The organism is Streptomyces sp. NPDC090741, from assembly GCF_044769045.1.
In the GTDB taxonomy this organism is placed as follows: Bacteria; Actinomycetota; Actinomycetes; order Streptomycetales; family Streptomycetaceae; genus Streptomyces.
The window spans coordinates 431,375-454,976 of sequence record NZ_JBIVXF010000004.1 but is presented as its reverse complement, the minus strand read 5'-3'; the positions used below and the strand labels follow the sequence as shown (position 1 = coordinate 454,976).

The window sequence follows — 23,602 nt, the reverse complement described above, 5'->3', positions numbered from 1 at the left end:
GCGGCGCGAGAGAGCGTGACAGGGCGCGGCACGGCTTTGGCAGGTCTACGACAAGGATTCCCGGGGATCCCGGGACGGTTGTCCGAACACGCCCCGCCCGGTGTCCGGATCCCGCCCCCTACAGGCCCGTTACGGCAGGAGGCGCTGCTCCTTGGCCACCGAGACCGCTCCCGCCCGGGTGTCCACGCCGAGCTTGTCGTAGATGCGGCCCAGGTGGGTCTTGACCGTGGCCTCGCTGATGAACAGGGCCCGGGCGATGTCCCGGTTGCCCAGGCCCCGCGCCAGCTGGCCCAGGATGTCCAGTTCGCGGTCCGTCAGCGTCGGGCGCGAGCCCCGCATGTGGGCCATCACACGGCTCGCCACCGGCGGGGAGAGCGTGGTGCGGCCCGCCGCCGCCGAGTGGATCGCGGCGAACAGCTCCTCCGGGCGCTCCGCCTTCAGCAGGTAGCCCGTGGCGCCCGCCGCGATGGCCCGGGTGACGTCCGCGTCCGTGTCGTACGTCGTCAGGACCAGTACGTGCGGCGGGTCGGTCACCGCCGTGATGCGGCGGGTGGCCTCGACCCCGTCGATGCCCTCGCCCAGCTGGAGGTCCATCAGCACCACGTCCGGGCGCAGTTTCGCGGCCAGGGCCACGGCCTCCTCGCCGCTGCCCGCCTCGCCCAGGACCTCGATGTCGGGCGCGCTGCCGAGCAGCGCCAGCAGGCCGGCGCGGACCACCGCGTGGTCGTCGCAGAGCAGGATCGTGGTCATCGGGGTCGGGCCGGTTCCGGTTCCGGTCGTCATGCGGGGGGCTCCAGGGGGATGGCCGCGGAGAGGACCGTGCCCTCGCCGGGGGTGGATTCGAGGGTCAGGGCGCCGCCGAGCTGGCGGACGCGGGCGCGCATCGCCGGGAGCCCGTGCCCGCGGTCCCCGGCCGCGCCCGCCCCGCGCGGCTCGGTGAAGCCCTCGCCGTCGTCCGCGACGTCCAGGACCACCTGTTCGCCCAGGAAGCTCAGGGTCAGGGCCGCGGTCCGGGCGTGCGCGTGCTCCCTTACGTTGGCCAGCGCGCCCTGCGCGATCCGCAGCAGCGCCGACTGGACCCGGTCCGGGAGCGGGGCCGGCGTGCCCTCCAGGTGGAAGCGGACCTCGATGTCCGGGCCCGCGTCGAGCGCGCGCAGCGCGTCCGCGAGGCCGCCGCCCCCTTCGAGCTCCGGCGGGGCCAGGTCGTGGACCAGGCGCCGCGCCTCCGCCAGCCCGCGCGCCGCGATTGCGGTGGCGGTACGGACGTGCGCGCGGGCGGTGGCCGGGTCGCTGTCCCAGGTGCGGTCCGCGGCCTGGAGCAGCATCTGCTGGCTGGACAGGTGCTGGGCGAGCGTGTCGTGGATCTCCATCGACAGCCGCTGCCGCTCGGCGAGGGTGCCCTCGCGGCGCTCGGTGGCGGCCAGCTCGCGGCGGGTGCGGATCAGGTCGTCGATCAGGGCGCGCTGGGACTCGGCCTGGCGCTCCATGTGGACGAAGACGGCGGTGGCCAGGGCCGCGATCGCGGGCGGGGCCAGCAGCAGGTTCGGGTCGAACTCTCGCGAGAGCTGGAGCTGGGCCGCCACCACGAACACCGTCAGCAGGGCGACCAGGACGATCGCCGCGCGGGGCGGCAGCGTGCGCAGGGCGGTGAAGAAGAGGGGGACGGCGCACCAGGCGAAGCTGGGCGCGAGGACGACCAGGACCACCCAGACCGCCACCACCAGCCCGAGCCAGAGCAGCCGGCGCACCGTGGGCGCGGCCCCGAGCGCGGGGCCGAGTACGTACAGCAGGGCCAGCGTGATGCTGAGGGCGAGGATCCACGGGGTGCTGGGCGAGCCGGGGTGGCGCAGCAGGAAGCGGGCCACCGAGGCGCCGAGGAGCAGGAAGAACGCCGTGTGCATGACGGCTGCCAGGGCCCGCGTGTCCGCCTTCCCGGGCGCACCCGGCACCCCGGGTACCCCCGGCACCCCGGGTACCCCCGGCACCCCGGGTACCCCCGGCACCCCGGGCGCACCCGGCACCCCCGGCGCCTGTGGCGGTACGCGGCTCACGTGGCTCACAGCGGGCTCCCGGGTCGGTGTCTGGCTCCTCCATCGTGCCTGGTCGTACACGATGGCGCCGACCAGCCAATCCGCACCCGTACCCGCTCCGCATCGACCGATCGGTTGACCCCGGGGTCAACCGGTGCGCCAGCTGTCGCGAGCCGGTACGGGGACCGGCCGGGGCCGGGTGCGGCCCCAGGCTTGGAGCAGCAGAACGAGCCGACGTACTCAGCCGACGCACCCAGGAGCAGCAGACATGAACACCCGCACCCGCGTTCTCACCGGTACCGCTCTCGCCGTCGCGCTCGGCGCCGGGACCTTCGGCGCGGTCAGCGCCAGCGCCGCGCAGGCCGAGACCGCCCCGGCCGCCGCTGCCGCCGCCACCGCGAAGAAGGACGGCGGGGCGGACGAGAGGAACTTCACCACCACGACCCACCTCACCGTCGACGCCGCCACCCGCGCCGCCCAGGCCGCGCTGGACGCCGCGCAGAAGGAGAACCAGAAGGTGACGGTCGCGGTCGTGGACCGCAACGGCAACACCATCGTCACCCTGCGCGGCGACGGCGCGGGCCCGCAGTCCTACGAGTCGGCGCAGCGCAAGGCCTTCACCGCCGTGTCCTGGAACGCCCCGACCTCGGTGCTCGCGGGCCGCCTCGCCCAGACCCCGAACCTGAAGGACATCCCCGGCACCCTCTTCCTCGGCGGCGGCACCCCGGTGCAGGCCAAGGGCGCCCCGGTCGCCGGCATCGGCGTGGCCGGCGCCCCGAGCGGCGACCTGGACGAGAAGTACGCCAAGGCCGGCGTCGACTCCCTGGAGAAGTAATCCCCCCGAAGTACGACATCGGGCCCCCATAGGATCGGGCGCGTGGAACACCGCCGCGCACCCTCCCGCCTCGCCGCCGCCCCTGCAGCCGCCGCTGCCGTCCTGCTCGCCCTCACCACGGCGTGTACGGCCGGCACGGTGCAGGGGCGGCCGGGTGCGTCCGGGCTGCGCGATCCGTACTTCCCCAAGGCCGGCAACGGCGGCTACCAGATCGAGCACTACGACCTGGACCTCGACTACGACCCCGCCGACGGGGAGTTGAACGCCACCGCCGTCATCACGGCCCGCGCGGGGCAGGGGCTCAGCTCCTTCAACCTCGACCTCGCGGGCCTGGAGGTCGAGGACGTCACCGTGCAGGGCGAGCGCGCCCGGTACAACCGCACCGGCCGGGAGCTGACGGTGCGTCCTGCCAAGGACCTCAAGAAGGGCGAGGTCTTCCGTACGGAGATCGACTACCGCGGCAAGCCGAAGCCCATCGCGGACGCGGACGGCTCCAAGGAGGGCTGGATCGCCACGGCCGACGGGGCCGTCGGGGTCGGCGAGCCGATCGGGTCGATGGCCTGGTTCCCCGGGAACCACCACCCCAGCGACAAGGCCACCTACGACATCACCCTGACCGTGCCCAAGGGCTACGAGGCGGTCTCGAACGGCGAGTTGACCTCCCGGACCGACACCCCCGGCGGGCAGACGGAATTCGTGTGGCACAGCCCGCAGCCGATGGCGAGCTACCTGGCCACCGCCGCGATCGGGAAGTTCAAGGTGACCACCGGCCGGACCCCCTCCGGGGTCGCCCTGTACGAGGCCGTCGCGCCCGCCGAGGCGGCCGCGAGCGCCCCGGCGCTGGCTCGGCTGCCGGAGATCGTGGAGTGGGGCAGCCGCAGGTTCGGCCCGTACCCCTTCGGCACCGCCGGGGCGATCGTGCTGCCGGCCGAGTCCCTCACGTACGCGCTGGAGACGCAGACCAAACCCGTCTTCTCCGGAGCGCCCGACGAGAATCTCGTCCTGCACGAGACGGCCCACCAGTGGTTCGGCGACTCGGTGTCGCCGAAGTCCTGGAAGGACATGTGGCTCAACGAGGGCTTCGCGACCTACGCCGAATGGCTGTGGTCCGAGGACCACGGCGGCACCACCGCCCAGCAGCACTTCGACGCCTTCCGCACGGGCGACACCGCGGTGGACAAGGAAGCCGACTCCGACTGGGCCGCCTTCCCGCCCGCCGACCCGCCCGGCGCGAAGGACATCTCCGAGACCCCGGTGTACGTCCGGGGCGCGATGGTCCTCCAGCGGATCCGGCAGGAGGTCGGCGACGAGAAGTTCTTCGCCCTGCTGCGCGGCTGGGCCACCGACCACCGGTACGGGAACGCGAGTACGGCCGACTTCACCGCGTACGCGGAGCGGTCGACGGGGCACGACCTGAAGAAGGTCTGGGACGTATGGCTGTACGGGCAGGACCGGCCGACGTAGGCACCGCTACAGCGCCTTGCGCAGCACCGTGCAGTCGCGGCCGTGTTCGCGGTCCTGGGCGTGGCGCAGCGCGGCGTAGCCCCGGGACTGCCAGAACGCCAGGCCGGCGGGGTTGTTGTCGAGTACGGCGAGCCGTACGCCGGTCCGGCCCGCGGCGCGGAAGCGTTCCTCGACGAGGCCTGCGACGGCGCTCCCGTACCCCGCGCGGTGCGCGGTGGCGTCGATGAGCAGCAGGCCGATCCACGGGTCCGGGTCGCCGGAGGCTGGGTCAGGGTGGTGGGCGAGGGTGGCGGCCAGGCCGACCAGCCGGCCGGCGGAGCGGGCCAGGAGCACCTCGGCGCCGTCGTGGGCGAGTTCGTCGGCGAGGGCCGCGGCGACCTGGTCGACCGTGATGCGGTCCGGGTCGGGGAAATCGCCGCTGAGCTCGAAGAAGGCGCGGTTGGTCGCGTAGAGGGCGGCGATCTCGGTCAGGACCGGGCCCGGCAGGGCGCCGTCCACGGGTGCGAGCGGTTGCAGGATCACCTGCCGAACGTAGCGAAGCCCCCTCCCCGGACGGCCGGGAGGGGGCTTCGGCTGCGGCGCTTTCGGCCGGTCGGTCTCAGGCTCGGCCTCGGACGCAGGCTCAGACGTTGACGCCGAAGTCCTGGGCGATGCCGGTCAGGCCGGAGGCGTAACCCTGGCCGACCGCGCGGAACTTCCACTCCGCGCCGTTGCGGTAGAGCTCGCCGAAGACCATGGCGGTCTCGGTGGCCGCGTCCTCGGAGAGGTCGTAGCGGGCGATCTCGGCGCCGCCGGCCTGGTTCACGACGCGGATGTACGCGTTGCGGACCTGGCCGAAGTTCTGGCTGCGGGCGTCGGCGTCGTAGATCGAGACCGGGAAGACGATCTTGTCCACGTCGGCCGCGAGGGTGGCGAGGTTGACGTTGATGGACTCGTCGTCGCCGGAGCCCTCGCCGGTGCGGTTGTCACCGGTGTGGACGATGCTCTGGTCCGGGGTGGACTTGTTGTTGAAGAAGACGAAGTGACCGTCGGAGACGACCTTGCCCATCGGGTTGACCGCGATGGCGGAGGCGTCCAGGTCGAAGTCGACACCGGTCGTCGTACGGACGTCCCAGCCGAGGCCGACCGTGACGGCGCTGAGGCCGGGGGCCTCCTTCGTGAGCGAGACGTTGCCGCCCTTGGACAGGCTTACTGCCATTTTGACTGGTGTCCCTTCCTCTTCGCATGGCCGCGAGATCGTGGCCACGGTACCGCTGACCTACATAACGCGGGGAGGGGGCCGGTAGGTTCCGCGCGGCGAAATACGCGCGGTGAAATACGGGTGACGGGCATCGCGCGGGGCGGGATCATAGGGGGCATGCCTGGTCCCCATGTCATTCGCGGTTCGGTCGTGCTCCCCGAGGCGGAGCTCGCCTGGCGCTTTTCGCGGTCCTCCGGGCCGGGCGGGCAGCATGTGAACACCTCGGACTCGCGGGTGGAGCTGCTGTTCGACGTGGCGGCGACGAAGGCGCTGCCGGACGTCTGGAAGGAGCGGGCGCTGGAGCGGCTCGCGGGCCGGCTGGTGGACGGGGTGCTGACCGTACGGGCCTCCGAGCACCGGTCGCAGTTCCGCAACCGGGAGATGGCGCTGGTCCGGATGGCGTCCGTGCTCGCGGAGGCCACCGCCCCGCCGCCGAAGGCGCGCCGCGCCACGAAGATCCCCCGGGGGATCAACGAACGCCGCCTGCGCGAGAAGAAGGCCCGGGCGGAGACCAAGCGCGGCCGCACCGGCCGCGACTGGTAGCCACTGGCGGCGACTGGCGGCGACTGGCGGTGCAGCCTGGTCCTCAGCCCGCCAGGTGGCGGTAGCGGCCGCGGAAGTACGTGAGCGGCGGGGAGTCCGGGGACGGGAGCGACGCGGTCAGGACGCGGCCGATGACCAAGGTGTGGTCGCCCGCCTCGACGCGGTTCTCCGTACGGCATTCGAGGGTGGCCAGCGCGCCCGTCAGCAGCGGGGCCCCCGAGACCTCGCCGCGCCCGTGGGGCAGGTCCGCGAAGAGCAGCCGGTCGCTGATGCGGTTCTTCATCGAGAAGCGGCTCGCCACCTGCACCTGGTGGTCGGCGAGCACCGAGACCGCCCACAGCGGCTGCTCGGCCAGCAGGTCGTCCATCCGGGAGCCCTCGCGCAGGCTCACCAGCACCAGCGGCGGGTCCAGGGACACGGACATGAAGGCGGTCGCCGTCATGCCGATGTCCTCGCCGGCCGGGCCGGTCGGCGTCAGGGGCGGCTCGTGCGCGGTGATCAGGCACACGCCCGCCGCCAGTCGGGACATCGCGGCCAGGAACTCGTCGTTGCTCACGCCCTCAGAATGAAGGGTGGCGGGGGTCGGCATGGGTACAGGGGTCGTCTTCGGCACGTTCGGAACGCTAGTCTCGCCCTCCCGCGCCGCGCATCGGGCCCGAGTCCGATCCGCGTCCCGGCCCGTCGACCTAGGCCGCCCCGGGCCCGGGCGTATCGTTTGCTCCCGGGAATGCAGGGGAGCGCCTCCAGGTGACACGACCCCCACCGCCCACTTTTAATCATCTCATGTGACTTGAGTCACAGAGGGCAAGATTTGTTGACCCTGTGTACCTGCCGCACAGCTCACTGTGATTCAGTGGACGGGACACCGCAACGAAACGCCGATGACAAACCTGGAGTTGCTGTCGAGGTCTCGGGGAGAGCGAGCAATGGAGACCGAGTCGGAGCCGTACGTCCGTCTTGCGACCCTGCGGCAGCTCCATCAGGTGGTGGCCGAGCTCAATACGGCCAGGAGCCTGGCGGACACCCTGCAGACCGTCGTGGACGGCATCGTCGTGGGCCTCGGCTACGAACTCGCCTGTGTCAACCTCGTACGCCCTGACGGGGATCTCGTCGTCGCCGCCTTCGCGGGCGACCCCGCCGCCGAGGCGCTCATCACCGGCCGCGTCGGCTCCCGCGCCTCCTGGGAGCGCCGTCTGACGATGGGTGAGAGCTGGGACGGGCTCCGCTTCATCCCGCACACCGAGGGCTGGGTCCTCCTGGAGGACGACGTGCCCCAGTGGCACACGGACGGCCCCGACCCGCGCTTCGCGGACGAGTGGCACCCCGAGGACCGGCTCTACGCCCCCATGTATGCGTCCGGCGGGGAACTTCTGGGTGTCATTTCTGTGGACAGACCGCGCAACGGGCGCCGCCCCGGCGCGTGGGGGCGCGAGGCGCTCCAGATGTACGCGTTCCAAGCGGCGATTGCGATCAGCAACGCACGGCTGCGCGCGAACATGCAGCGGGCCCTGGTCCGGCTGGAGCGTGAACAGCAGGCGCTGCGCGCGAGCGAGGAGTCCTTCCGGCAGGCCTTCGAGTACGCGCCCAGCGGCATGGCGATCGCCGAGATGGGCGGGGACCAGCACGGGCGGCTGCTGCGGACCAACGACGCGCTGTGCCGGCTGCTGGGCCGGCCCGCCTCCGTACTGCGCCGGTACTCCTTCTCCGACCTGGTCCACCCGGAGGACATCGGGACCCTGCTGCGGACCTCCGCCGAGGGCGGCCGGGCCGAGCTGAGGCTCGGGCGGCGCGACGGCACGTACGTATGGGTCTCGCTGCGCAACTCCGTCGTCGCGGACGCCGCCGACGGGCCGCGCTTCCTGCTCACGCACGTCGAGGACATCGAGGAGCGCAAGCGCCACGAGCTCCAGCTCGCCCACCGGGCCAGCCACGACTCGCTGACCGGCCTCCCCAACAGCGCCGAGCTGCGCTCCCGCCTCGGCGCGCGGCTGTGCCGCAGGCCGCAGTCGGTCCGCGCGACCGCCGTGGAGGCGCTCGACGCGGCGTACGAGGGGCACGGGGCGAAGGGGGCGCACGGGGCGCACGGCGGCCACGGCGGGCACGGCGGCGGCGGGATCGAGGCCGGTGGTGCCGTCGGGGAGCACGGCTTTCGGCCCGACGCCTACCCCGAGCCCTTCGAGTACCCCGGCGCCCCGGCGGTGCCCGCTCCCGGTGTCCCGGGGGTGCCCGGGCCCGGCGGGCCCGGCGCGGGCCCGGGCCCGTACGACCACCACGTGCACATGGTGGCGCCCGCGACGGACATCGACGACGGGACGAAGGGGCTCGCGGTGCTCTTCTGCGACCTCGACGGGTTCAAGTCGATCAACGACCGGTTCGGGCACCACACGGGTGACGCCGTCCTGATCGAGGTGGCCCGGCGGCTGACGACGGGCGTCAGGGACGGTGACACCGTCGCTCGGCTGGGTGGTGACGAATTCGTCGTCCTCGCGGACGGACTGGGCGCGGCCGACGCCGCCGACCTGGCCGTCCGGCTGCGCAACGCGATCATCCCGCCGATCCGGGTGGACGGCCGCGCGGTCCGTGTGGGCGCGAGTTTCGGGATCGGCTGGGCCAGCTGCGGCATGTCGGCGGACGAGGTGCTGCGCTCCGCCGACCAGCGGATGTACATCGAGAAAAGGTCCCGTTCCAAGGCGCACCGCCGGGCCGGCTGAGGCGATCGGCCGCTCGTGGGTGCACGTGTTCGGGGTAGGCTCCCGTGGGTCGAAAGGAGTGACCTGCGATGACGACGCCCGCGAACCACGGCCCGAACAGTGGGGCGAACAAGCCCGAGGACGACGACCCGTTCGGCTATCTCTACGCGGACGGCCAGGCCGCCGGAGCCGCCCCGCCCCCATCGGGCGGTGGATACGGCTACCCCGGCCCGACGGTCGGTGGCCAGCCCGGCGTGCAGCCCGGTGTCCCCCGTACCTCGTACAACCAGGTGCGCACGGTCGGTGAGCGGACGTACGGCGGCCAGCGCGGCGCCCAGGTTCCGCCCCAGCAGCAGCCGGCCTACCAGGCCCAGTACCAGGCCCCGGAAGCGCTCCAGGCGGGCGGCTACGGGGTTCCGCCGCAGCAGGGGCAGGCCACGGCGGCGATCCCGGCGACGGGCGGCCACGGCGGCGGCGGCGCAGGCGGCCGTTCCAGCCGCAAGGGCATGCTCATCGCGGCGGTCGCGGTGGTCGCCGCGGTCGCGATCGGCATCGGTGCGGCCGTGGCCTTCGGCGACAAGGGCAAGGACAAGAACGGCAAGGACGGCGCGGCGGGCGGGCAGCAGTCCGCGCAGCCGCAGAACTCCTCGTCGGCCCAGCCGAGCCCCTCGCAGTCCCCGGAGGCCCCGCTGCCCAAGGCGGACGCCTCGGGCGCGGGCATGTCCCTCACGGGCGGCGCGCACCTGGAGGCCACGGTCCCGGGTGCGAAGAGCGCGGGCGGCCAGTACGTGGGCGGCTTCAACCAGACCGGTTCGGCGCTGACCTGGACGGTCGACGTCCCGACCGCCGGTGACTACACGCTCTTCGTGAACTACGGCGTGCCCGGTAAGGACGCGAAGGCGACCCTCACGGTCAACGGGCAGAGCCCGACGCAGTCACTGAACCTGTCGAACTTCGCCAAGGCCGAGGCCGGAGCCTGGGACAAGGGGTGGACCCGCACGTTCGCGTGGATCAGCCTGAAGAAGGGCACCAACACGATGAAGATCTCGTGTGAGGCCGGCAACCAGTGCGATGCGGTCTTCGACCAGCTCGACCTGGGCCAGGGCCACGTCAAGCGCTGACCTCCCACCGGCACGCGGGCCCCGCCCGCCGCCGGCCCGGAACGAGTCCGGCCCCACCACGCATGCGGTGGGGCCGGATCCCGTTGTGCCCGTCGGTGCGTCAGCCGCAGTGGACCCAGCCGGTGTTCTCGCTGTGCGTCTTCGCCAGGTAGGCGGAGTTCTTCCAGGCGCCCGTGATGTTGGCGGTGATCTGAACGCATGCGCCGCGGGCGGAGACGTACACCGGGCCCGCGTACTGGGTGTAGGCCCGCTGGCCGTCGCTGTCGACGCCGCCGCTGCTGGACTTCAGGGTGATGCCCATGCCGTCCGAGACGAGGAAGTCGGCGTCACGGCGCAGGATCGCGCAGTTCTTGCCGGTGGAGCTGCTGTAGTACAGGAAGATGACGCCGGCGCCGGTGGCGCCCTGGCTGTCCCCCAGCGGGTAGGCGTCCTGCTGGTAGTAGCCCGCGCCGCAGGATCCGCCCGAGACGGTCTGGGCCTCGGCGGGGACCGCGGCCAGTGCGGAGACGGCCGCCACGCCGGTGCCGATGGCGAGTGCCCTGCGGAGGATTCGGTTCATGTGGTTCAACCTTGCGTCATTCGAAGATCAAATAGTGTGGTGATCTTAACGGCCGGATCGGCGGCCTCCTGCCCGTCGGTCCGTCAAGTGCACGCAGGCAGATGTGTCTTGACGCCGGCTCAGCGGCCCGGACGGGTGTTCCGCGGTCGGGTCGTCAGTTGCCTCCGGTGACGGAGATGGCGTGCCGCAGCTCCTCGTAGGTGCGGGGGTCGAAGTCCCCCGCCGTCGGGGCGTGGACGGTGGCCGCCGAGAGGGCGACCGCGCGGGTCAGGCGGGCCGGCCAGTCCAGGCCCTCCGTGAGGGCCGACAGCAGCCCCGCCACCGCGGAATCGCCGGCTCCGGTCGGGTTGCCCGTCAGGGCGCGCGGCGGGGCCGCCCGCCAGGTGCCCTGGGCCGTGGCCGCCAGCAGTCCGTCGGGGCCGAGGGAGGTCACCACGGCGTGCGCGCCGCGGCGGCGGGCGTCGCGGGTGGCCTGGAGCGGCTCGCGGGAGCCGGTCAGCTCGGCGAGTTCGGCGGCGTTCGGCTTGATCATCTCGGGCCGGGCGGCGACCCCGCGGCGCAGGGCCTCGCCGCTGGTGTCCAGGAGGACCGGGACCCCGGCCGCGCGGGCGGCCCGTACGAGCACCGCGTACGCGCCCACCGGCACGCCCGGCGGGAGGCTGCCGCACAGGGCCACCGCGGCGGCCCCGGCCAGCAGCTCCTCGTAGCGGTCGAGGAACCCGGCCCATTCCGCGGAACCGATCAGCGGGCCCGGCTCGTTGAACTGCGTGGTGTCGCCCGAGGCCGCGTCGACCACGGCCAGGGTGCGCCGGGTGGTGCCCGCGCAGGGGACCAGAGCGTCCGTCACCCGTGGGGCGGCAGCGAGCAGTTCGCGTACGACGGCGCCCGTGCGCCCGCCCGCGAAGCCGGTCGCGGTGACCTCGTGGCCGAGCGCGGCCAGCACCCGGGCGACGTTGAGGCCCTTGCCGCCGGGCCGCTCGGTCACGGCGGTGACCCGGTGCGAGGTGTGCGGAATCAGCTTCGGTACATGGTGGGTGACGTCGAGTGCGGTGTTGAGCGTCACGGTGAGGATCATGGCAGGCCCCGGTCTCGGTATGTGCCGGGATCATGCCAAACAGCAGTACGGGCGGCCCAGTCCCGCGGGCCGCCCGTTTCCCTCCGCACCCGCTCGGACCAGCGGCCTCACCCGCCTCAGACCAGCGGCTCGACGATCCACTCGCCGCGCCGCATGACGCCCTTGACGTCGAACGCGGCGTCCAGGACGACCAGGTCGGCGTACTTGCCCGGCTCCAGCGAGCCGACCTCGCCGTACAGGCCGATCAGCTTGGCGGGATTGGCCGAGATCGCCTGGACCACGGACTCGACGGGCAGCTTGTCCAGGGTCACCGACCGCTTGAACGCGGTGTCCAGGGTCAGCGTGGAGCCGGCGATCGAACCGCCCTCGACGAGGCGGGCCACGCCCTCCTTGACCTCGACCTCCAGCGGCCCCAGGTGGTAGATCCCGTCGCCGAAGCCCGCCGCGTCCATCGCGTCGGTGATCAGCGCCACGCGGTGCGCGCCCGCGTGGTGGAAAGCCAGCTCCAGCATCGCCGGGTGCAGGTGGGTGCCGTCGTTGATCAGCTCGACGGTGACCCGCTCGTCCTCCAGCAGCGCGGCGATCGGGCCGGGGGCGCGGTGCTCCATGCCGGGCATCGCGTTGTAGAGGTGGGTGGCCACGGTCGCGCCCGCGTCGATGGCCTGGCGGGTCTGCTCGTACGTGGAGTCGGTGTGGCCGATCGCGGCGATGACCCCGTGCTCGGCCAGCAGCCGTACGGAGTCCAGCCCGCCCGGGAGCTCGGTGGCGAGGGTGAACATCCGGGCGGCGCCGTGCGCGGCGTCGATCAGCTTGCGGACCTCGGCCGGGTCGGGGTCGCGGAGCAGGTCCTCCTTGTGCGCGCCCTTGCGGCAGGGGTTGATGAACGGCCCCTCGAAGTGGATGCCGGCGATCTCGCCCGCCTGCGTCAGCTCGGCGAGCAGCCCGGCGCGGCGGGCCAGTTCGTCCAGGTCGCCCGTGACGGTGGAGGCGACGAGCGTGGTGGTGCCGTGCTCGCGGTGGGTCCGTACGCCCTTGAGGACCTCCTCGGCGGTGCCGGAGGTGAAGGAGGCGCCGCCTCCGCCGTGGTTGTGCATGTCCACGAAGCCGGGGACGAGCCAGTGTCCGGACAGGTCGACGATCCGCGCGCCCTCGCCGGCGCTGCCGGAGATGCGCTCGCCGTCGACGATGACGCGGCCGCCCGCCACGGTCCCGGTGGGCAGGACCACCCTGGCGCCGGAGAGAACGGTGCTGTGTGCGCTTCCGGACATCAGGCAGGTACCTCCGTGGCGAGTAGGTCCCAGGCGAGCAGCCCTGCGCCCAGGCATCCGGCGGTGTCCCCGAGGGCCGCCGGAACGATGTCGGGCAGCCGCTGGAACGTCACGCGCTCCTCGACGGCCGTCCGTAGTGGTGTGAACAAGGTTTCCCCCGCTTCGGCGAGCCCGCCACCGATGATCAGCGTGCGCGGGTCCAGCAGGGTGATCGCGGTGACCAGGCCGTCGGCGAGGGCGCCGACCGCGGCCAGCCACACCTCGTGGGCGCGCGCGTCGCCGGACTCGACGGCCTTGGCGCAGTCCGCGGCGTCCGCGGACGGGTCGCCGGAGGCGGCCGCCCAGGCGCGGCTGACGGCGGATGCGGAGGCGAGGGTCTCCAGGCAGCCGTACTGGCCGCAGCCGCAGGCGGGGCCGCCGGGGCGGACCACGATGTGGCCGATCTCGCCGGCGTAGCCGTGGGCGCCGGCCTCGATGCGGCCGGCGATGCCGATGGCGCCGGCGATGCCGGTGCCGAGGGGGACGAACAGGAAGCGGTCGGCGCCCCGGCCGGCGCCGATGCGGCCTTCGGCGAGTCCGCCCGTGCGGACGTCGTGGCCCAGGGCCACCGGGATGCCGCCGAGCCGCCTGCTGAGCAGCTCGCGCATCGGTACGTCGCGCCAGCCCAGGTTCGCCGCGTAGACGGCGATCCCGTTCTCGGCGTCGACGATGCCGGGGACGGCGACGCCGGCCGCGCTGGCGGGTACTCCGAAGCGCTCGCGGCCGAGCCCGGAAAGCTCGGCGGCGAACTCCAGGATCGTCTCGACGACGGCGTCGGGGCCCCGGTCGCGGCCGGTGGCGCGGCGCGCTTCGTGCAGCAGGGCGCCGTCGTCGGCGATGAGGGCGGCCTTCATCCCGGTGCCGCCCACATCGAGGGCGATGACGTGTTTCACGGGTTTCACAGGTGACAGTCTCGCGTGCTCGGCGGGGAAAGGTCTAGTCCATTGGAGGGGATTGTTGAGTGGCCATACAAAATCGAAGACCTTGGTCGGGCCGCGAACGGGACACCGTGCGTTCCGGATGTGGACGAGCCGCCAAAGTGGTGTAGACCTTACGTGGATCGTACGTACAACAAGGGGTGGATCGAGAACTGTGAAGGGCCGTTACCTGAGCCTGGCCGCGACCGGCGCCGCGCTGAGCCTGACCGCCGCGGCACTGACGGGCTGCGGAGCCGTGGGGAGTCTCACGGGTGACAACGAGGTGACCCTGCGGGTCGTGGCGGCCGACTACGGGGACAATCCGCAGAACTCCTCGGCGGGCTACTGGAAGGACCTCGCCGCCGGCTTCCAGAAGGACCACCCCGGCGTCAAGGTCGAGGTCAGCGTCTACTCCTGGTCCGAGGTCGACGCCAAGGTCGCGGAGATGGTCAAGGCCGGCAAGGCCCCCGACATCGCGCAGATCGGCGCCTACGCCGACTACGCGGCCGCCGGCAAGCTCTACACGGCGGAGGAGCTGCTCTCCGTCAGCACCGAGGCCGACTTCCTGGCGCCGCTCGCGGACGCCGGCAAGGTCCGGCGGGTCCAGTACGGGATGCCCTTCGTGGCCAGCACCCGCCTGCTCTTCTACAACGAGAAGCTGCTGACGGACGCCGGGGTCATGCCGAAGGACGCCAAGGGCGGCTGGCAGCCGAAGAGCTGGACCGACCTGGAGGCCGCCGCGAAGAAGCTCAAGGCCGCGGGCGTGCCGACGCCGCTCGCGCTGCCGCTGGGCCGCGAGGAGGCGCAGGCCGAGACGATGATGTGGATGCTCGCGGGCGGTGGCGGCTACACCGACAACGAAGAGGCCTACTCGATCGACTCCGCGGACAACATCAAGACGTTCGAGTTCCTGCGCGACAAGATGGTCGGCCAGGGGCTGACCGGACCGCTGGAACCGGCGAAGACCGACCGGCAGGCGGCGTTCGACGCCTTCACGCGGGGCGAGGTCGGCATGCTCAACGGTCACCCCACGCTGCTGAAGCAGGCGGCGGAGAAGGGCGTGAAATTCGGCATGGTGGCCATGCCGACCGCCGACGGGACCGACCACCCGGCGATGGGCGTCGCGGACTGGGTGATGGCCTTCAAGAACGGCCACCGCAAGGAGTCCGGGAAGTTCCTGGACTACCTGTACGAGGCGAAGAACGTGACGGCCTTCACCAACAAGTACGACCTGCTGCCGGTCACGACGACCGGCTACCGGGCGATGGACGCCAGTACGGGCGGCTCGGCCACGCAGCTGAAGACGTTCCTGCAGGCGCTGCCGAACGCGCGGCTCTACCCGGTCGGCAAGAAGTCCTGGGCCGGGGTGAGCGAGGACGTCAAGCAGAACATCGGCAAGAGCGTGCAGCCGGGAGGGCAGCCGGCGAAGGTCCTGGAGGACATCGCGGAGTCGGCGCGCAGGGCGGACGCGCACTGAGGGCGGGCGCCGAGGGGCGTGGTCCGAGCGGCGTGGGCCGAGGGGCGTGGCCCGAGCGGTGTGGCCCGAGGGGCGTGGGCCGGGTGGGTGTGGGCCGGGTGGGTGTCACAGGGCGGCGTTAATCTGGCGGTATGACGGACGACGTGGGGCTGACGGCCACCGAGGCCGCGGTGCTCGCGTACGAGGGACGCACCTGGCCCGGGCCCGGGGCCAAGGAGCGGGCGATACGGGAAGGGCTGGGGCTCACCCCGGTCCGCTACTACCAGCTGCTCAACGTGCTGATGGACGACCCGCGGGCGCTGGCCCACGCCCCCGGCACCGTCAACCGGCTCCGCCGCATCCGCGAGGCCCAGCGGGCCCGGCGCTGAGGGACGGTCACCCCCAGGCCTTCGCCAGGCCCTCGCGCGCCGTAGCCGTGACCCGGCGGGGCCGTTAGGGTCGTCCGTATGGGGAGCCATCCGCACGACTTGCCGATGCCCGTCACCGCTGCCGGACGCGAGGGCCTCGAAGCCCTGCTCCGCGCACCCCGCCGTTCCGTCGTCGCACTCGACTTCGACGGCACCCTCGCCGAGATCGTCCCCGACCCGGACCAGGCCCGGGCCCACCCCAGGGCCGTCCCGGCCCTCTCCGCACTCGCCCCCGAGGTCGACTCGGTGGCCGTGATCACCGGCCGGCCGGCCGGTGTCGCCGTCCGCTACGGGGGCTTCGCCGGTGTCCCCGGGCTGGAGCACCTCGTCGTCCTCGGCCACTACGGCGCCGAGCGCTGGGACGCGGTGACCGGCATCGTCCACGCGCCGGCCGAGCACCCGGGAGTCGCCGCCGTACGGGCCGAGCTGCCCGGGTTCCTGGACTCCATCGGCGCCTGGCGCGGTACCTGGATCGAGGAGAAGGGCCGGGCGCTGGCCGTCCACACCCGGCGCGCGGACGACCCGGCGGCGGCCTTCGCGGCGCTGCGCGAACCCCTGGCCGAACTGGCCGCCCGCCACGGGCTCATGGTGGAGCCGGGCCGGGCGGTCCTGGAGCTGCGTCCGCCGGGCATGGACAAGGGTGTCGCCCTGTCGGAGTTCGTGGCGGAACGGGGCGCGGAGGCGGTCCTGTACGCGGGCGACGACCTCGGCGACCTCGCCGCGTACTCCGCGGTGGAGAAGCGCCGGGCCGACGGTCTGCCCGGGCTGCTGGTGTGCAGCGGCTCCGCCGAGGTCCCGGAGCTCGCCGCCCGGGCGGACCTGGTCCTGCCGGGCCCCGGCGCGGTGGCGGACTTCCTGGCCGTCCTGGCCGAGGCCATCCGCGGCTGACGGGGCCCCGCGGGGCCTTCAGGGCCCCGCACCGCGGCGGCGGTCACGCCTCGCGCAGGGCGTCCAGCTGGGCCGTGAACCAGTCCGTCGGGGGGAGGGCCGTGGCGGCGGCGGCCAGGCGCTTCGTGCGCTCAAGCCGCTCACCCGCCGGCATGGCCAGCGCCGCGTGCAGGGCCTCGGCCGTCGCCGTCACGTCGTACGGGTTCACCGTCAGCGCGTCCTCGCGGAGCTCCCCGTACGCCCCCGCACCCGTCGACAGCACGAGGGCGCACCCCGCGTCCGACACCACCGGGATCTCCTTCGCCACCAGGTTCATCCCGTCCCGTACCGGGTTGACCAGCGCCACGTCCGCCAGCCGGTACGCCGCCAGGGAGCGGGCGAAGTCGTCCTGCACCGACACCAGCACCGGCTGCCAGTCCTCCGTACCGAACTCCTCGTTGATCCGCTCCGCCAGCTCCCGTACCGCCTCCGTGTAGGACCGGTACACCGCCAGGTCCTGCCGGGACGGGTACGCCGACGCCAGGTGCACCACCCGCCCGCGCCACTCGGGGTGCACCGTCAGCAGCTCCCGGTAGGCCAGCAGCCCCCGAATGATGTTCTTCGACAGCTCCGTCCGGTCCACCCGGACGATCGTCTTGCGGTCCCCGGCCTCCGCCCGCAGCGCCGCCAGCTTGTCGTTCACCTCCGGCCGGTGCGCCAGCGCCCGCAGCTCGTCCCCGTCCACGCCCAGCGGGTACACGGCCACGTCCGTGCGCCGGTGCCGCACCGGGCCGCGCGGGACCTTCTCGACGAACCGCTCACCCGTCCCCGGCGGGGAGCACGGCTCGGCCACGCCCCGCTCGTCGTCCAGGTGTGCGCCGGCCATGAAGCTGTCCGCCCACGCCCAGGTGTGGAAGCCCACGATGTCCGCTCCGAGCATCCCCCACACCAGCTGCGAGCGGATGTCGTCGGGGAGCATCTCCAGGAACTCCGGCGAGGCCCACGGGGTGTGCGTGAAGTGGCTGATCTTCAGGTCGGGCCGCAGCTCCCGCAGCTCACCCGGGACCAGCGCCAGGTGGTAGTCCTGCACGAGCACCGCCGCGCCCTCGCCCGCCTCCTCGGCCAGCGCCAGCGCGAAGGCGTGGTTGTACGCGGCGTACGACTGCCACTGCCGCCGGAACCGCGCGTCGAAGACCGGCTCGCGCGGGATGTCGTACAGGTGGTGGTGGGTGAACCACAGCACCGAGTTCGCGATGCCGTTGTACGCGTCGTCGTACGTCGTGGGATCGATGTCCAGCATCCGGACGCCGGGCTCGGAAACGCACCGGCGGACCGCCTCCCGGTCCGCGTCCGACAGCGCCGCGCAGATCCACAGCGCCTCCGGCTGGCGGGCGAGGGCGGCGGAGAGGCCGGAGACGAGTCCGCCCCCGCCGCGCCGGGCCGTGAGGGTGCCGTCGTCGTCGAGTGCGTAGGAGAGCGGGCCGCGGTTCGCTGCAACGAGTACCTGGGAAGCCATGCGGCGAACCTAGCCCGGGGCCCGCCCGCTCAAACGTCAGTTCCCTCACGCCACCCGGCGACCGGAGTACTCCTTGACCCCGGCCATCGGCGGCCGCTCCTCGGTGTCCACGGCGTACGTGCGCGGCGTGAACCCCTCCGGGCCGCGCTCGAACTGCGTCAGCTCCGGCCGTACGAGATGCCCGCGCGAGAGCCGCAGCTGCGCCGTCCGGTAGATCGCCGCGGCCATGCGGCCCAGCGCCCGGCCGTCCTGATGGCGGTGGAGCCGTACGCCCACGTCCACCTGGGCCAGCGCGTCCAGTCCGACGGTGTGCAGCGCGTCCACCAGCAGGCCGAGCTCGACCCCGTACCCGACGGGGAAGGGCAAACGTTCCAGCAGGGCCCGGCGCACGGCGTACTCGCCGCCCAGCGGCTGGACGAAGCCGGCCAGCTGCGGCCAGTGGAGATTGAGGAGCGGACGGGCGACCAGCTCGGTGACCCGGCCGCCCTGGCCCGGAGCGTCCCCGAGCGGGCGGTCGTACATCGCCTTGACGAACTGCACGTCGGGCTCGGTCAGCAGCGGGCCCACGGTTCCGGACACGAAGGCGGAGGAGAAGTCCCGCAGGTCCGCGTCCACGAAGCAGACGACGTCCCCGGTGGTCGCCAGCAGCGAGCGCCACAGCACCTCGCCCTTGCCGTGCACGGCCGGGATCCGCGGCAGGATGTCGTCGCGGTGCACCACCCGGGCGCCGGCCTTGGCGGCCACCTCGGCGGTCCGGTCGGTGGAGCCCGAGTCGATCACGACCAGTTCGTCGACCAGCGGCAGCGGAAGCCCGTCGATCAGATCGCGCCGGATCACCTCGACGATCGCGCCGACCGTCTCCTCCTCGTCGAGCGCGGGCAGGACGACGCTGACCGTGGTGCCCGCCGCCCGCTTGGCGGAAAGCAGCTGGTCGAGCGGTCGGTCGGCCGCGGACCAGGAGCGGTCCGCGAACCAGCGCTCCACCTCTTCCAGCACGTTCAGCACTCCCTGGTCGTCGCTCGCTCCTCGGCGGTTTCGGCCGAAAAGTGATCCATCTCGCGGTTCGGACGGCTGTCTCAACCGCCCGGACCTTCAGTTACAGTCTTGAACAACGCGAAGGACCACCGCATGCCGGGGGTCCCCGCGTACAAACGCCCGGACGCGCCGCAGAGCGCGCGGCCCGGTGCCATACCGCTCATCCAGAGGGGCAGAGGGACACGGCCCGTTGAAGCCCCGGCAACCCTCCAGTCGGTTCTCGCGCTTGCTTGCGGCAGCGAGGTCCCCGGCTAGGGAAGGTGCCAATTCCGTCTCATGGCGAAGTGCGCCATGGGGAAGATGAGGAGAAAGGGCCTCGCCATCATGGCTGCACAGACTGTTGCCACCTCTGTCGATCTCGGACCTGCCACCGGCCTCTCGTGTCGTGAGTGCGGTACCCGATTCGAACTCGGACCCATCTTCGCCTGCGTCGAGTGCTTCGGTCCGCTGGAAGTCGCCTACGACCTTCCCACCGCAGACCCCGAGGCGCTGCGCGCCGCGATCGAGGCCGGCCCGAACAACATCTGGCGCTACGCCCCGCTGCTGCCCGTCCCCGCGGACGTGGCCTCCAAGCCCAGCCTGAACCCCGGCTTCACCAAGCTCGTGGACGCGGCCAACCTGGCCAAGGAGCTCGGCGTCACGGGCAAGCTGTACGTCAAGGACGACTCCGGCAACCCGACGCACTCCTTCAAGGACCGCGTCGTGGCCATCGCCGTCGAGGCCGCCCGCGCCTTCGGATTCACCACCCTGTCCTGCTCCTCCACCGGCAACCTGGCCGGCGCCGTCGGCGCCGCGGCCGCCCGGGCCGGCTTCCGCTCCTGCGTGTTCATCCCGCACGACCTGGAGCAGGGCAAGGTCGTCATGGCCGGTGTGTACGGCGGCGACCTCATCGGCATCGAGGGCAACTACGACGACGTCAACCGCTTCTGCTCCGAGCTCATCGGCGACCCGCTCGGCGAGGGCTGGGGCTTCGTCAACGTCAACCTGCGTCCGTACTACGGCGAGGGCTCCAAGACCCTGGCGTACGAGATCTGCGAGCAGCTCGGCTGGCAGCTGCCCGACCAGATCGTGATCCCGATCGCGTCCGGCTCGCAGCTGACGAAGATCGACAAGGGTCTGCAGGAGCTGATCAAGCTCGGGCTCGTCGAGGACAAGCCGTACAAGATCTTCGGCGCGCAGGCCGAGGGCTGCTCCCCGGTCTCCACCGCCTTCAAGGCCGGCCACGACGTGGTCCGCCCGCAGAAGCCGAACACCATCGCCAAGTCGCTCGCCATCGGCAACCCGGCCGACGGCCCGTACGTCCTGGACATCGCCCGCCGTACGGGCGGCTACGTCGAGGACGTCACCGACGAGCAGGTCGTCGAGGCCATCAAGATCCTCGCGCAGACCGAGGGCATCTTCGCCGAGACCGCGGGCGGCGTGACCGTCGGCGTGACCAAGAAGCTCATCGAGAACGGGCAGCTCGACCCGGCGCTGACCACGGTGGTCCTCAACACCGGTGACGGCCTCAAGACCCTGGAGGCGGTGGCTGCGGACAGCGGGCAGACCGCCACCATCCGCCCGAGCCTGGACGCGTTCCGCGCCGCCGGCCTGGCCTGATCCCCGATCTCCCCCTCGCACCCGGAAAGGCGGTAGCGCCATGAGCGTCAACGTCCGCATCCCCACCATCCTGCGCACCTACACCGGCGGCCAGGCCGAGGTCTCCGCCGAGGGCGCGACCCTCTCCGAGGTCATCGCCTCCCTGGAAGTGAGCCACCCGGGCATCGCCGCCCGCGTCCTGGACGACCAGGGCAAGCTGCGCCGCTTCGTGAACGTCTACGTCAACGACGACGACGTGCGCTTCGAGGGCGGTCTGGACGCGGTGACGCCGGACGGCGCGGGCGTCTCGATCATTCCCGCCGTCGCCGGCGGCTGCTAACACGCGAAAGCCCAGAATTACCCCCTCCGGTAAAAGCGGAGGGGGTAATTCTGCTTGGTTGGGCGCGGTAGAGTTGGGGAAGTCCCCTCCGCCGTTCTTGCCCGCCGCATATGAGCGGGTCGCGTGATGGTTGACATTGAGTCAATGTGCAAGTGCGGTATGGGGCTTTGGCGAGATATGCCGGGTCCGAGTTGCCCGGGAATATGCCAACTTTTCACTCTATTTCAATGTATCCCCGTGTCCAGAATTCTCGTCGGATTGACCTGTTGCAGACAGCAGCGGTGCGGATACATTCAGCCCCGGTCGAGGCGTTCCGGCGCAAGTTCTGACCCGGGACCGCGAAGTGCGGTCCTGCGCAAGGGCCAGTAATAGGGGAGTTAGGCATGGCTCAGGGCACCGTCAAGTGGTTCAACGCGGAGAAGGGCTACGGCTTCATCGCGGTCGACGGTGGTGCGGATGTGTTCGTCCACTACAGCGCCATCCAGATGGACGGGTACCGCACCCTTGAAGAGGGTCAGCGGGTCGAGTTCGAGATCTCGCAGGGCCAGAAGGGTCCGCAGGCGGACATGGTCAAGCTCGCCGTCTAGCCCCGGCGCGATCGACCAGCGACGCATTACGTACGAGGGTCCACATCCTGGAGGAGGGATGTGGACCCTCGACGCATGTCCGGCCTCCGCGCCGGGCGGCGGCCGGGCCGTGCGCCCGAAGCCGCTTGCACTCGGAGGGGTCGAGTGCTAATCATTGGCGTTAGCACTCTCCTGGTGAGAGTGCTACTACACAGGACCGGGTCGGTGAGGCCCGCACGGTCCGGCGGGAAGGAACCGCCGGGCACGCAGGCCGTCCGTCGCGGGCGCGGGCGCGGTCCGGAGCAATCCAACCCTCCCCTCGTACCGACGTGCAGGGGGAACCCCAGTCCTGGAGGACCACTTCAGATGGCCAAGATCATTGCGTTCGACGAGGAGGCCCGGCGCGGTCTCGAGCGCGGGATGAACCAGCTCGCCGACGCCGTCAAGGTCACCCTTGGCCCCAAGGGTCGCAACGTCGTCCTTGAGAAGAAGTGGGGCGCCCCCACGATCACCAACGATGGTGTCTCCATCGCCAAGGAGATCGAGCTCGAGGACCCGTACGAGAAGATCGGCGCCGAGCTGGTCAAGGAAGTCGCCAAGAAGACGGACGACGTCGCGGGCGACGGTACGACCACCGCCACCGTGCTCGCCCAGGCGCTCGTCCGCGAGGGCCTGCGCAACGTGGCCGCCGGCGCCAACCCGATGGCCCTCAAGCGCGGCATCGAGAAGGCCGTCGAGGCCGTCTCCGCCGCCCTGCTGGCGCAGGCCAAGGATGTCGAGACCAAGGAGCAGATCGCTTCCACGGCCTCCATCTCCGCCGCCGACACCCAGATCGGCGAGCTCATCGCCGAGGCCATGGACAAGGTCGGCAAGGAAGGCGTCATCACCGTCGAGGAGTCCCAGACCTTCGGTCTGGAGCTTGAGCTCACCGAGGGCATGCGCTTCGACAAGGGCTACATCTCGGCGTACTTCGCCACCGACATGGAGCGTATGGAGGCGTCGCTCGACGACCCGTACATCCTGATCGTCAACTCGAAGATCGGCTCGGTCAAGGACCTGCTGCCGCTCCTTGAGAAGGTCATGCAGTCCGGCAAGCCGCTGCTGATCATCGCCGAGGACGTCGAGGGCGAGGCCCTGTCGACCCTGGTCGTCAACAAGATCCGCGGCACCTTCCGCTCCGTCGCCGTCAAGGCCCCGGGCTTCGGTGACCGCCGCAAGGCCATGCTCGGCGACATCGCCATCCTCACGGGCGGCACGGTCGTCTCCGAGGAGGTCGGCCTCAAGCTCGAGAACGCGGGCCTGGACCTGCTCGGCCGCGCCCGCAAGGTCGTCATCACCAAGGACGAGACCACGATCGTCGACGGTTCGGGCGACAGCGACCAGGTTCAGGGTCGCGTCAACCAGATCCGCGCCGAGATCGAGAACTCCGACTCGGACTACGACCGCGAGAAGCTCCAGGAGCGCCTCGCGAAGCTGGCCGGCGGCGTGGCCGTCATCAAGGCCGGCGCCGCGACCGAGGTGGAGCTCAAGGAGCGCAAGCACCGCATCGAGGACGCCGTTCGCAACGCGAAGGCGGCCGTCGAGGAGGGCATCGTCGCCGGTGGTGGCGTGGCCCTGCTCCAGGCTTCCTCGGTCTTCGAGAAGCTCGACCTGTCGGGTGACGAGGCGACCGGCGCCAACGCCGTGAAGCTCGCCCTGGAGGCCCCGCTCAAGCAGATCGCCGTCAACGGTGGTCTCGAGGGTGGCGTCGTCGTGGAGAAGGTCCGCAACCTGACCGTCGGCTGGGGCCTGAACGCCGCGACCGGCGAGTACGTGGACATGATCGCCGAGGGCATCATCGACCCGGCGAAGGTCACCCGCTCCGCGCTGCAGAACGCGGCGTCGATCGCGGCCCTCTTCCTCACCACCGAGGCCGTCATCGCCGACAAGCCCGAGAAGGCCGGTGCCCCCGCGGGCGGCGGCATGCCGGGCGGTGACATGGACTTCTGATCGGCCCCTGGCTGATCGGCTGTTCTTCGACCGAGGGCGGCACTCC

At 71.9% G+C, this 23,602-nt stretch carries 23 protein-coding genes and 1 riboswitch; of the genes, 12 read left to right on the top strand and 11 right to left on the bottom strand.

The window, feature by feature from the left end; genetic code table 11:
• Positions 1–129: 129 nt before the first annotated feature.
• Together ACIQU4_RS14230 and ACIQU4_RS14225 are read right to left on the bottom strand one after the other, a co-directional pair.
• Positions 130–783, bottom strand: coding sequence for a response regulator transcription factor (locus tag ACIQU4_RS14230; RefSeq protein ID WP_051696226.1), 654 nt, complete (start codon positions 781–783; stop codon positions 130–132).
• Positions 780–1,901 carry a sensor histidine kinase gene (locus tag ACIQU4_RS14225; RefSeq protein ID WP_403729641.1) on the bottom strand — a complete coding sequence of 374 codons (1,122 nt, stop codon included), beginning with the start codon at positions 1,899–1,901 and terminating at the stop codon, positions 780–782. The genes ACIQU4_RS14230 and ACIQU4_RS14225 overlap by 4 nt, the downstream gene beginning before the upstream one ends.
• 397 nt (positions 1,902–2,298) lie before the next feature.
• Here ACIQU4_RS14225 and ACIQU4_RS14220 point away from each other — a divergent pair, with 397 nt between their 5' ends.
• Both ACIQU4_RS14220 and ACIQU4_RS14215 read left to right on the top strand, forming a co-directional pair.
• Positions 2,299–2,865, top strand: coding sequence for a heme-binding protein (locus ACIQU4_RS14220; protein ID WP_403729325.1), 567 nt, complete (start codon positions 2,299–2,301; stop codon positions 2,863–2,865).
• Between the two features lie 42 nt (positions 2,866–2,907).
• Entirely contained in the window at positions 2,908–4,329 is a 1,422-nt protein-coding gene (locus ACIQU4_RS14215) for a M1 family metallopeptidase (protein ID WP_403729322.1), read from the top strand.
• A gap of 6 nt (positions 4,330–4,335) precedes the next feature.
• Here ACIQU4_RS14215 and ACIQU4_RS14210 read toward each other — a convergent pair whose 3' ends face one another.
• Both ACIQU4_RS14210 and ACIQU4_RS14205 read right to left on the bottom strand, forming a co-directional pair.
• Positions 4,336–4,851: a GNAT family N-acetyltransferase gene (locus tag ACIQU4_RS14210; RefSeq protein WP_403729319.1), complete on the bottom strand. Its 516-nt coding sequence runs from the start codon at positions 4,849–4,851 to the stop codon at positions 4,336–4,338.
• Between the two features lie 100 nt (positions 4,852–4,951).
• A complete protein-coding gene (locus ACIQU4_RS14205; RefSeq protein WP_403729316.1) occupies positions 4,952–5,527 on the bottom strand; it encodes a TerD family protein in 576 nt (191 codons plus the stop codon).
• Between the two features lie 159 nt (positions 5,528–5,686).
• On the opposite strand from ACIQU4_RS14205, the gene arfB reads away from it, so the two are divergent.
• Complete coding sequence (gene arfB, locus ACIQU4_RS14200) at positions 5,687–6,112, top strand: alternative ribosome rescue aminoacyl-tRNA hydrolase ArfB (RefSeq protein ID WP_403729314.1); 426 nt, start codon at positions 5,687–5,689, stop codon at positions 6,110–6,112.
• A 43-nt stretch (positions 6,113–6,155) separates the two neighbouring features.
• Here arfB and ACIQU4_RS14195 read toward each other — a convergent pair whose 3' ends face one another.
• The gene (locus ACIQU4_RS14195; RefSeq protein WP_403729638.1) at positions 6,156–6,701 is read right to left on the bottom strand and encodes a flavin reductase family protein; all 546 of its coding nucleotides are present in this window, start codon (positions 6,699–6,701) and stop codon (positions 6,156–6,158) included.
• Positions 6,702–7,038: 337 nt separating this feature from the next.
• On the opposite strand from ACIQU4_RS14195, the gene cdgB reads away from it, so the two are divergent.
• Both cdgB and ACIQU4_RS14185 read left to right on the top strand, forming a co-directional pair.
• Positions 7,039–8,823: a diguanylate cyclase CdgB gene (cdgB, locus tag ACIQU4_RS14190; protein ID WP_403729311.1), complete on the top strand. Its 1,785-nt coding sequence runs from the start codon at positions 7,039–7,041 to the stop codon at positions 8,821–8,823.
• A 68-nt stretch (positions 8,824–8,891) separates the two neighbouring features.
• A complete protein-coding gene (locus ACIQU4_RS14185; protein ID WP_403729308.1) occupies positions 8,892–9,923 on the top strand; it encodes a CBM35 domain-containing protein in 1,032 nt (343 codons plus the stop codon).
• Between the two features lie 100 nt (positions 9,924–10,023).
• Here ACIQU4_RS14185 and ACIQU4_RS14180 read toward each other — a convergent pair whose 3' ends face one another.
• From ACIQU4_RS14180 to ACIQU4_RS14165, 4 genes are all read right to left on the bottom strand, one after another.
• Positions 10,024–10,482, bottom strand: a complete 459-nt coding sequence (locus ACIQU4_RS14180) for a hypothetical protein (RefSeq protein ID WP_403729305.1) — start codon at positions 10,480–10,482, stop codon at positions 10,024–10,026.
• Between the two features lie 154 nt (positions 10,483–10,636).
• On the bottom strand, positions 10,637–11,557 hold the full coding sequence (locus ACIQU4_RS14175; protein WP_403729303.1) for a 1-phosphofructokinase family hexose kinase: 921 nt from the start codon (positions 11,555–11,557) through the stop codon (positions 10,637–10,639).
• 116 nt (positions 11,558–11,673) lie between these two features.
• Positions 11,674–12,825, bottom strand: coding sequence for an N-acetylglucosamine-6-phosphate deacetylase (gene nagA, locus ACIQU4_RS14170; protein ID WP_403729300.1), 1,152 nt, complete (start codon positions 12,823–12,825; stop codon positions 11,674–11,676).
• The gene (locus ACIQU4_RS14165) at positions 12,825–13,757 is read right to left on the bottom strand and encodes an ROK family protein (protein ID WP_403729635.1); all 933 of its coding nucleotides are present in this window, start codon (positions 13,755–13,757) and stop codon (positions 12,825–12,827) included. Before ACIQU4_RS14165 ends, nagA begins: the two co-directional genes overlap by 1 nt.
• 199 nt (positions 13,758–13,956) lie before the next feature.
• Here ACIQU4_RS14165 and ACIQU4_RS14160 point away from each other — a divergent pair, with 199 nt between their 5' ends.
• From ACIQU4_RS14160 to otsB, 3 genes are all read left to right on the top strand, one after another.
• Positions 13,957–15,258 carry an extracellular solute-binding protein gene (locus tag ACIQU4_RS14160; protein ID WP_403729297.1) on the top strand — a complete coding sequence of 434 codons (1,302 nt, stop codon included), beginning with the start codon at positions 13,957–13,959 and terminating at the stop codon, positions 15,256–15,258.
• 131 nt (positions 15,259–15,389) lie between these two features.
• The gene (locus ACIQU4_RS14155; RefSeq protein WP_385588825.1) at positions 15,390–15,626 is read left to right on the top strand and encodes a DUF3263 domain-containing protein; all 237 of its coding nucleotides are present in this window, start codon (positions 15,390–15,392) and stop codon (positions 15,624–15,626) included.
• A gap of 78 nt (positions 15,627–15,704) precedes the next feature.
• A complete protein-coding gene (gene otsB, locus ACIQU4_RS14150) occupies positions 15,705–16,553 on the top strand; it encodes a trehalose-phosphatase (protein ID WP_403729294.1) in 849 nt (282 codons plus the stop codon).
• A 43-nt stretch (positions 16,554–16,596) separates the two neighbouring features.
• On the opposite strand, the gene ACIQU4_RS14145 is transcribed toward otsB, so the two are convergent.
• On the bottom strand, positions 16,597–18,048 hold the full coding sequence (locus tag ACIQU4_RS14145; protein WP_403729293.1) for a trehalose-6-phosphate synthase: 1,452 nt from the start codon (positions 18,046–18,048) through the stop codon (positions 16,597–16,599).
• 45 nt (positions 18,049–18,093) lie between these two features.
• A complete protein-coding gene (locus tag ACIQU4_RS14140; protein WP_403729291.1) occupies positions 18,094–19,044 on the bottom strand; it encodes a glucosyl-3-phosphoglycerate synthase in 951 nt (316 codons plus the stop codon).
• 196 nt (positions 19,045–19,240) lie between these two features.
• A riboswitch (SAM riboswitch) is annotated at positions 19,241–19,390 on the top strand.
• A 17-nt stretch (positions 19,391–19,407) separates the two neighbouring features.
• Between ACIQU4_RS14140 and thrC the strand changes: the two genes are divergently transcribed.
• The 4 genes from thrC to groL all read left to right on the top strand — a co-directional run bounded on the left by thrC (position 19,408) and on the right by groL (position 23,556).
• The gene (gene thrC / locus ACIQU4_RS14135; protein ID WP_403729289.1) at positions 19,408–20,682 is read left to right on the top strand and encodes a threonine synthase; all 1,275 of its coding nucleotides are present in this window, start codon (positions 19,408–19,410) and stop codon (positions 20,680–20,682) included.
• A 40-nt stretch (positions 20,683–20,722) separates the two neighbouring features.
• Positions 20,723–21,001 (top strand): MoaD/ThiS family protein, encoded by a 279-nt coding sequence (locus ACIQU4_RS14130; RefSeq protein ID WP_403729286.1) that lies wholly within the window; start codon positions 20,723–20,725, stop codon positions 20,999–21,001.
• Positions 21,002–21,384: 383 nt separating this feature from the next.
• Entirely contained in the window at positions 21,385–21,588 is a 204-nt protein-coding gene (locus ACIQU4_RS14125; protein ID WP_005315736.1) for a cold-shock protein, read from the top strand.
• Positions 21,589–21,933: 345 nt separating this feature from the next.
• On the top strand, positions 21,934–23,556 hold the full coding sequence (gene groL / locus ACIQU4_RS14120) for a chaperonin GroEL (RefSeq protein WP_403729283.1): 1,623 nt from the start codon (positions 21,934–21,936) through the stop codon (positions 23,554–23,556).
• Positions 23,557–23,602 lie beyond the last annotated feature (46 nt).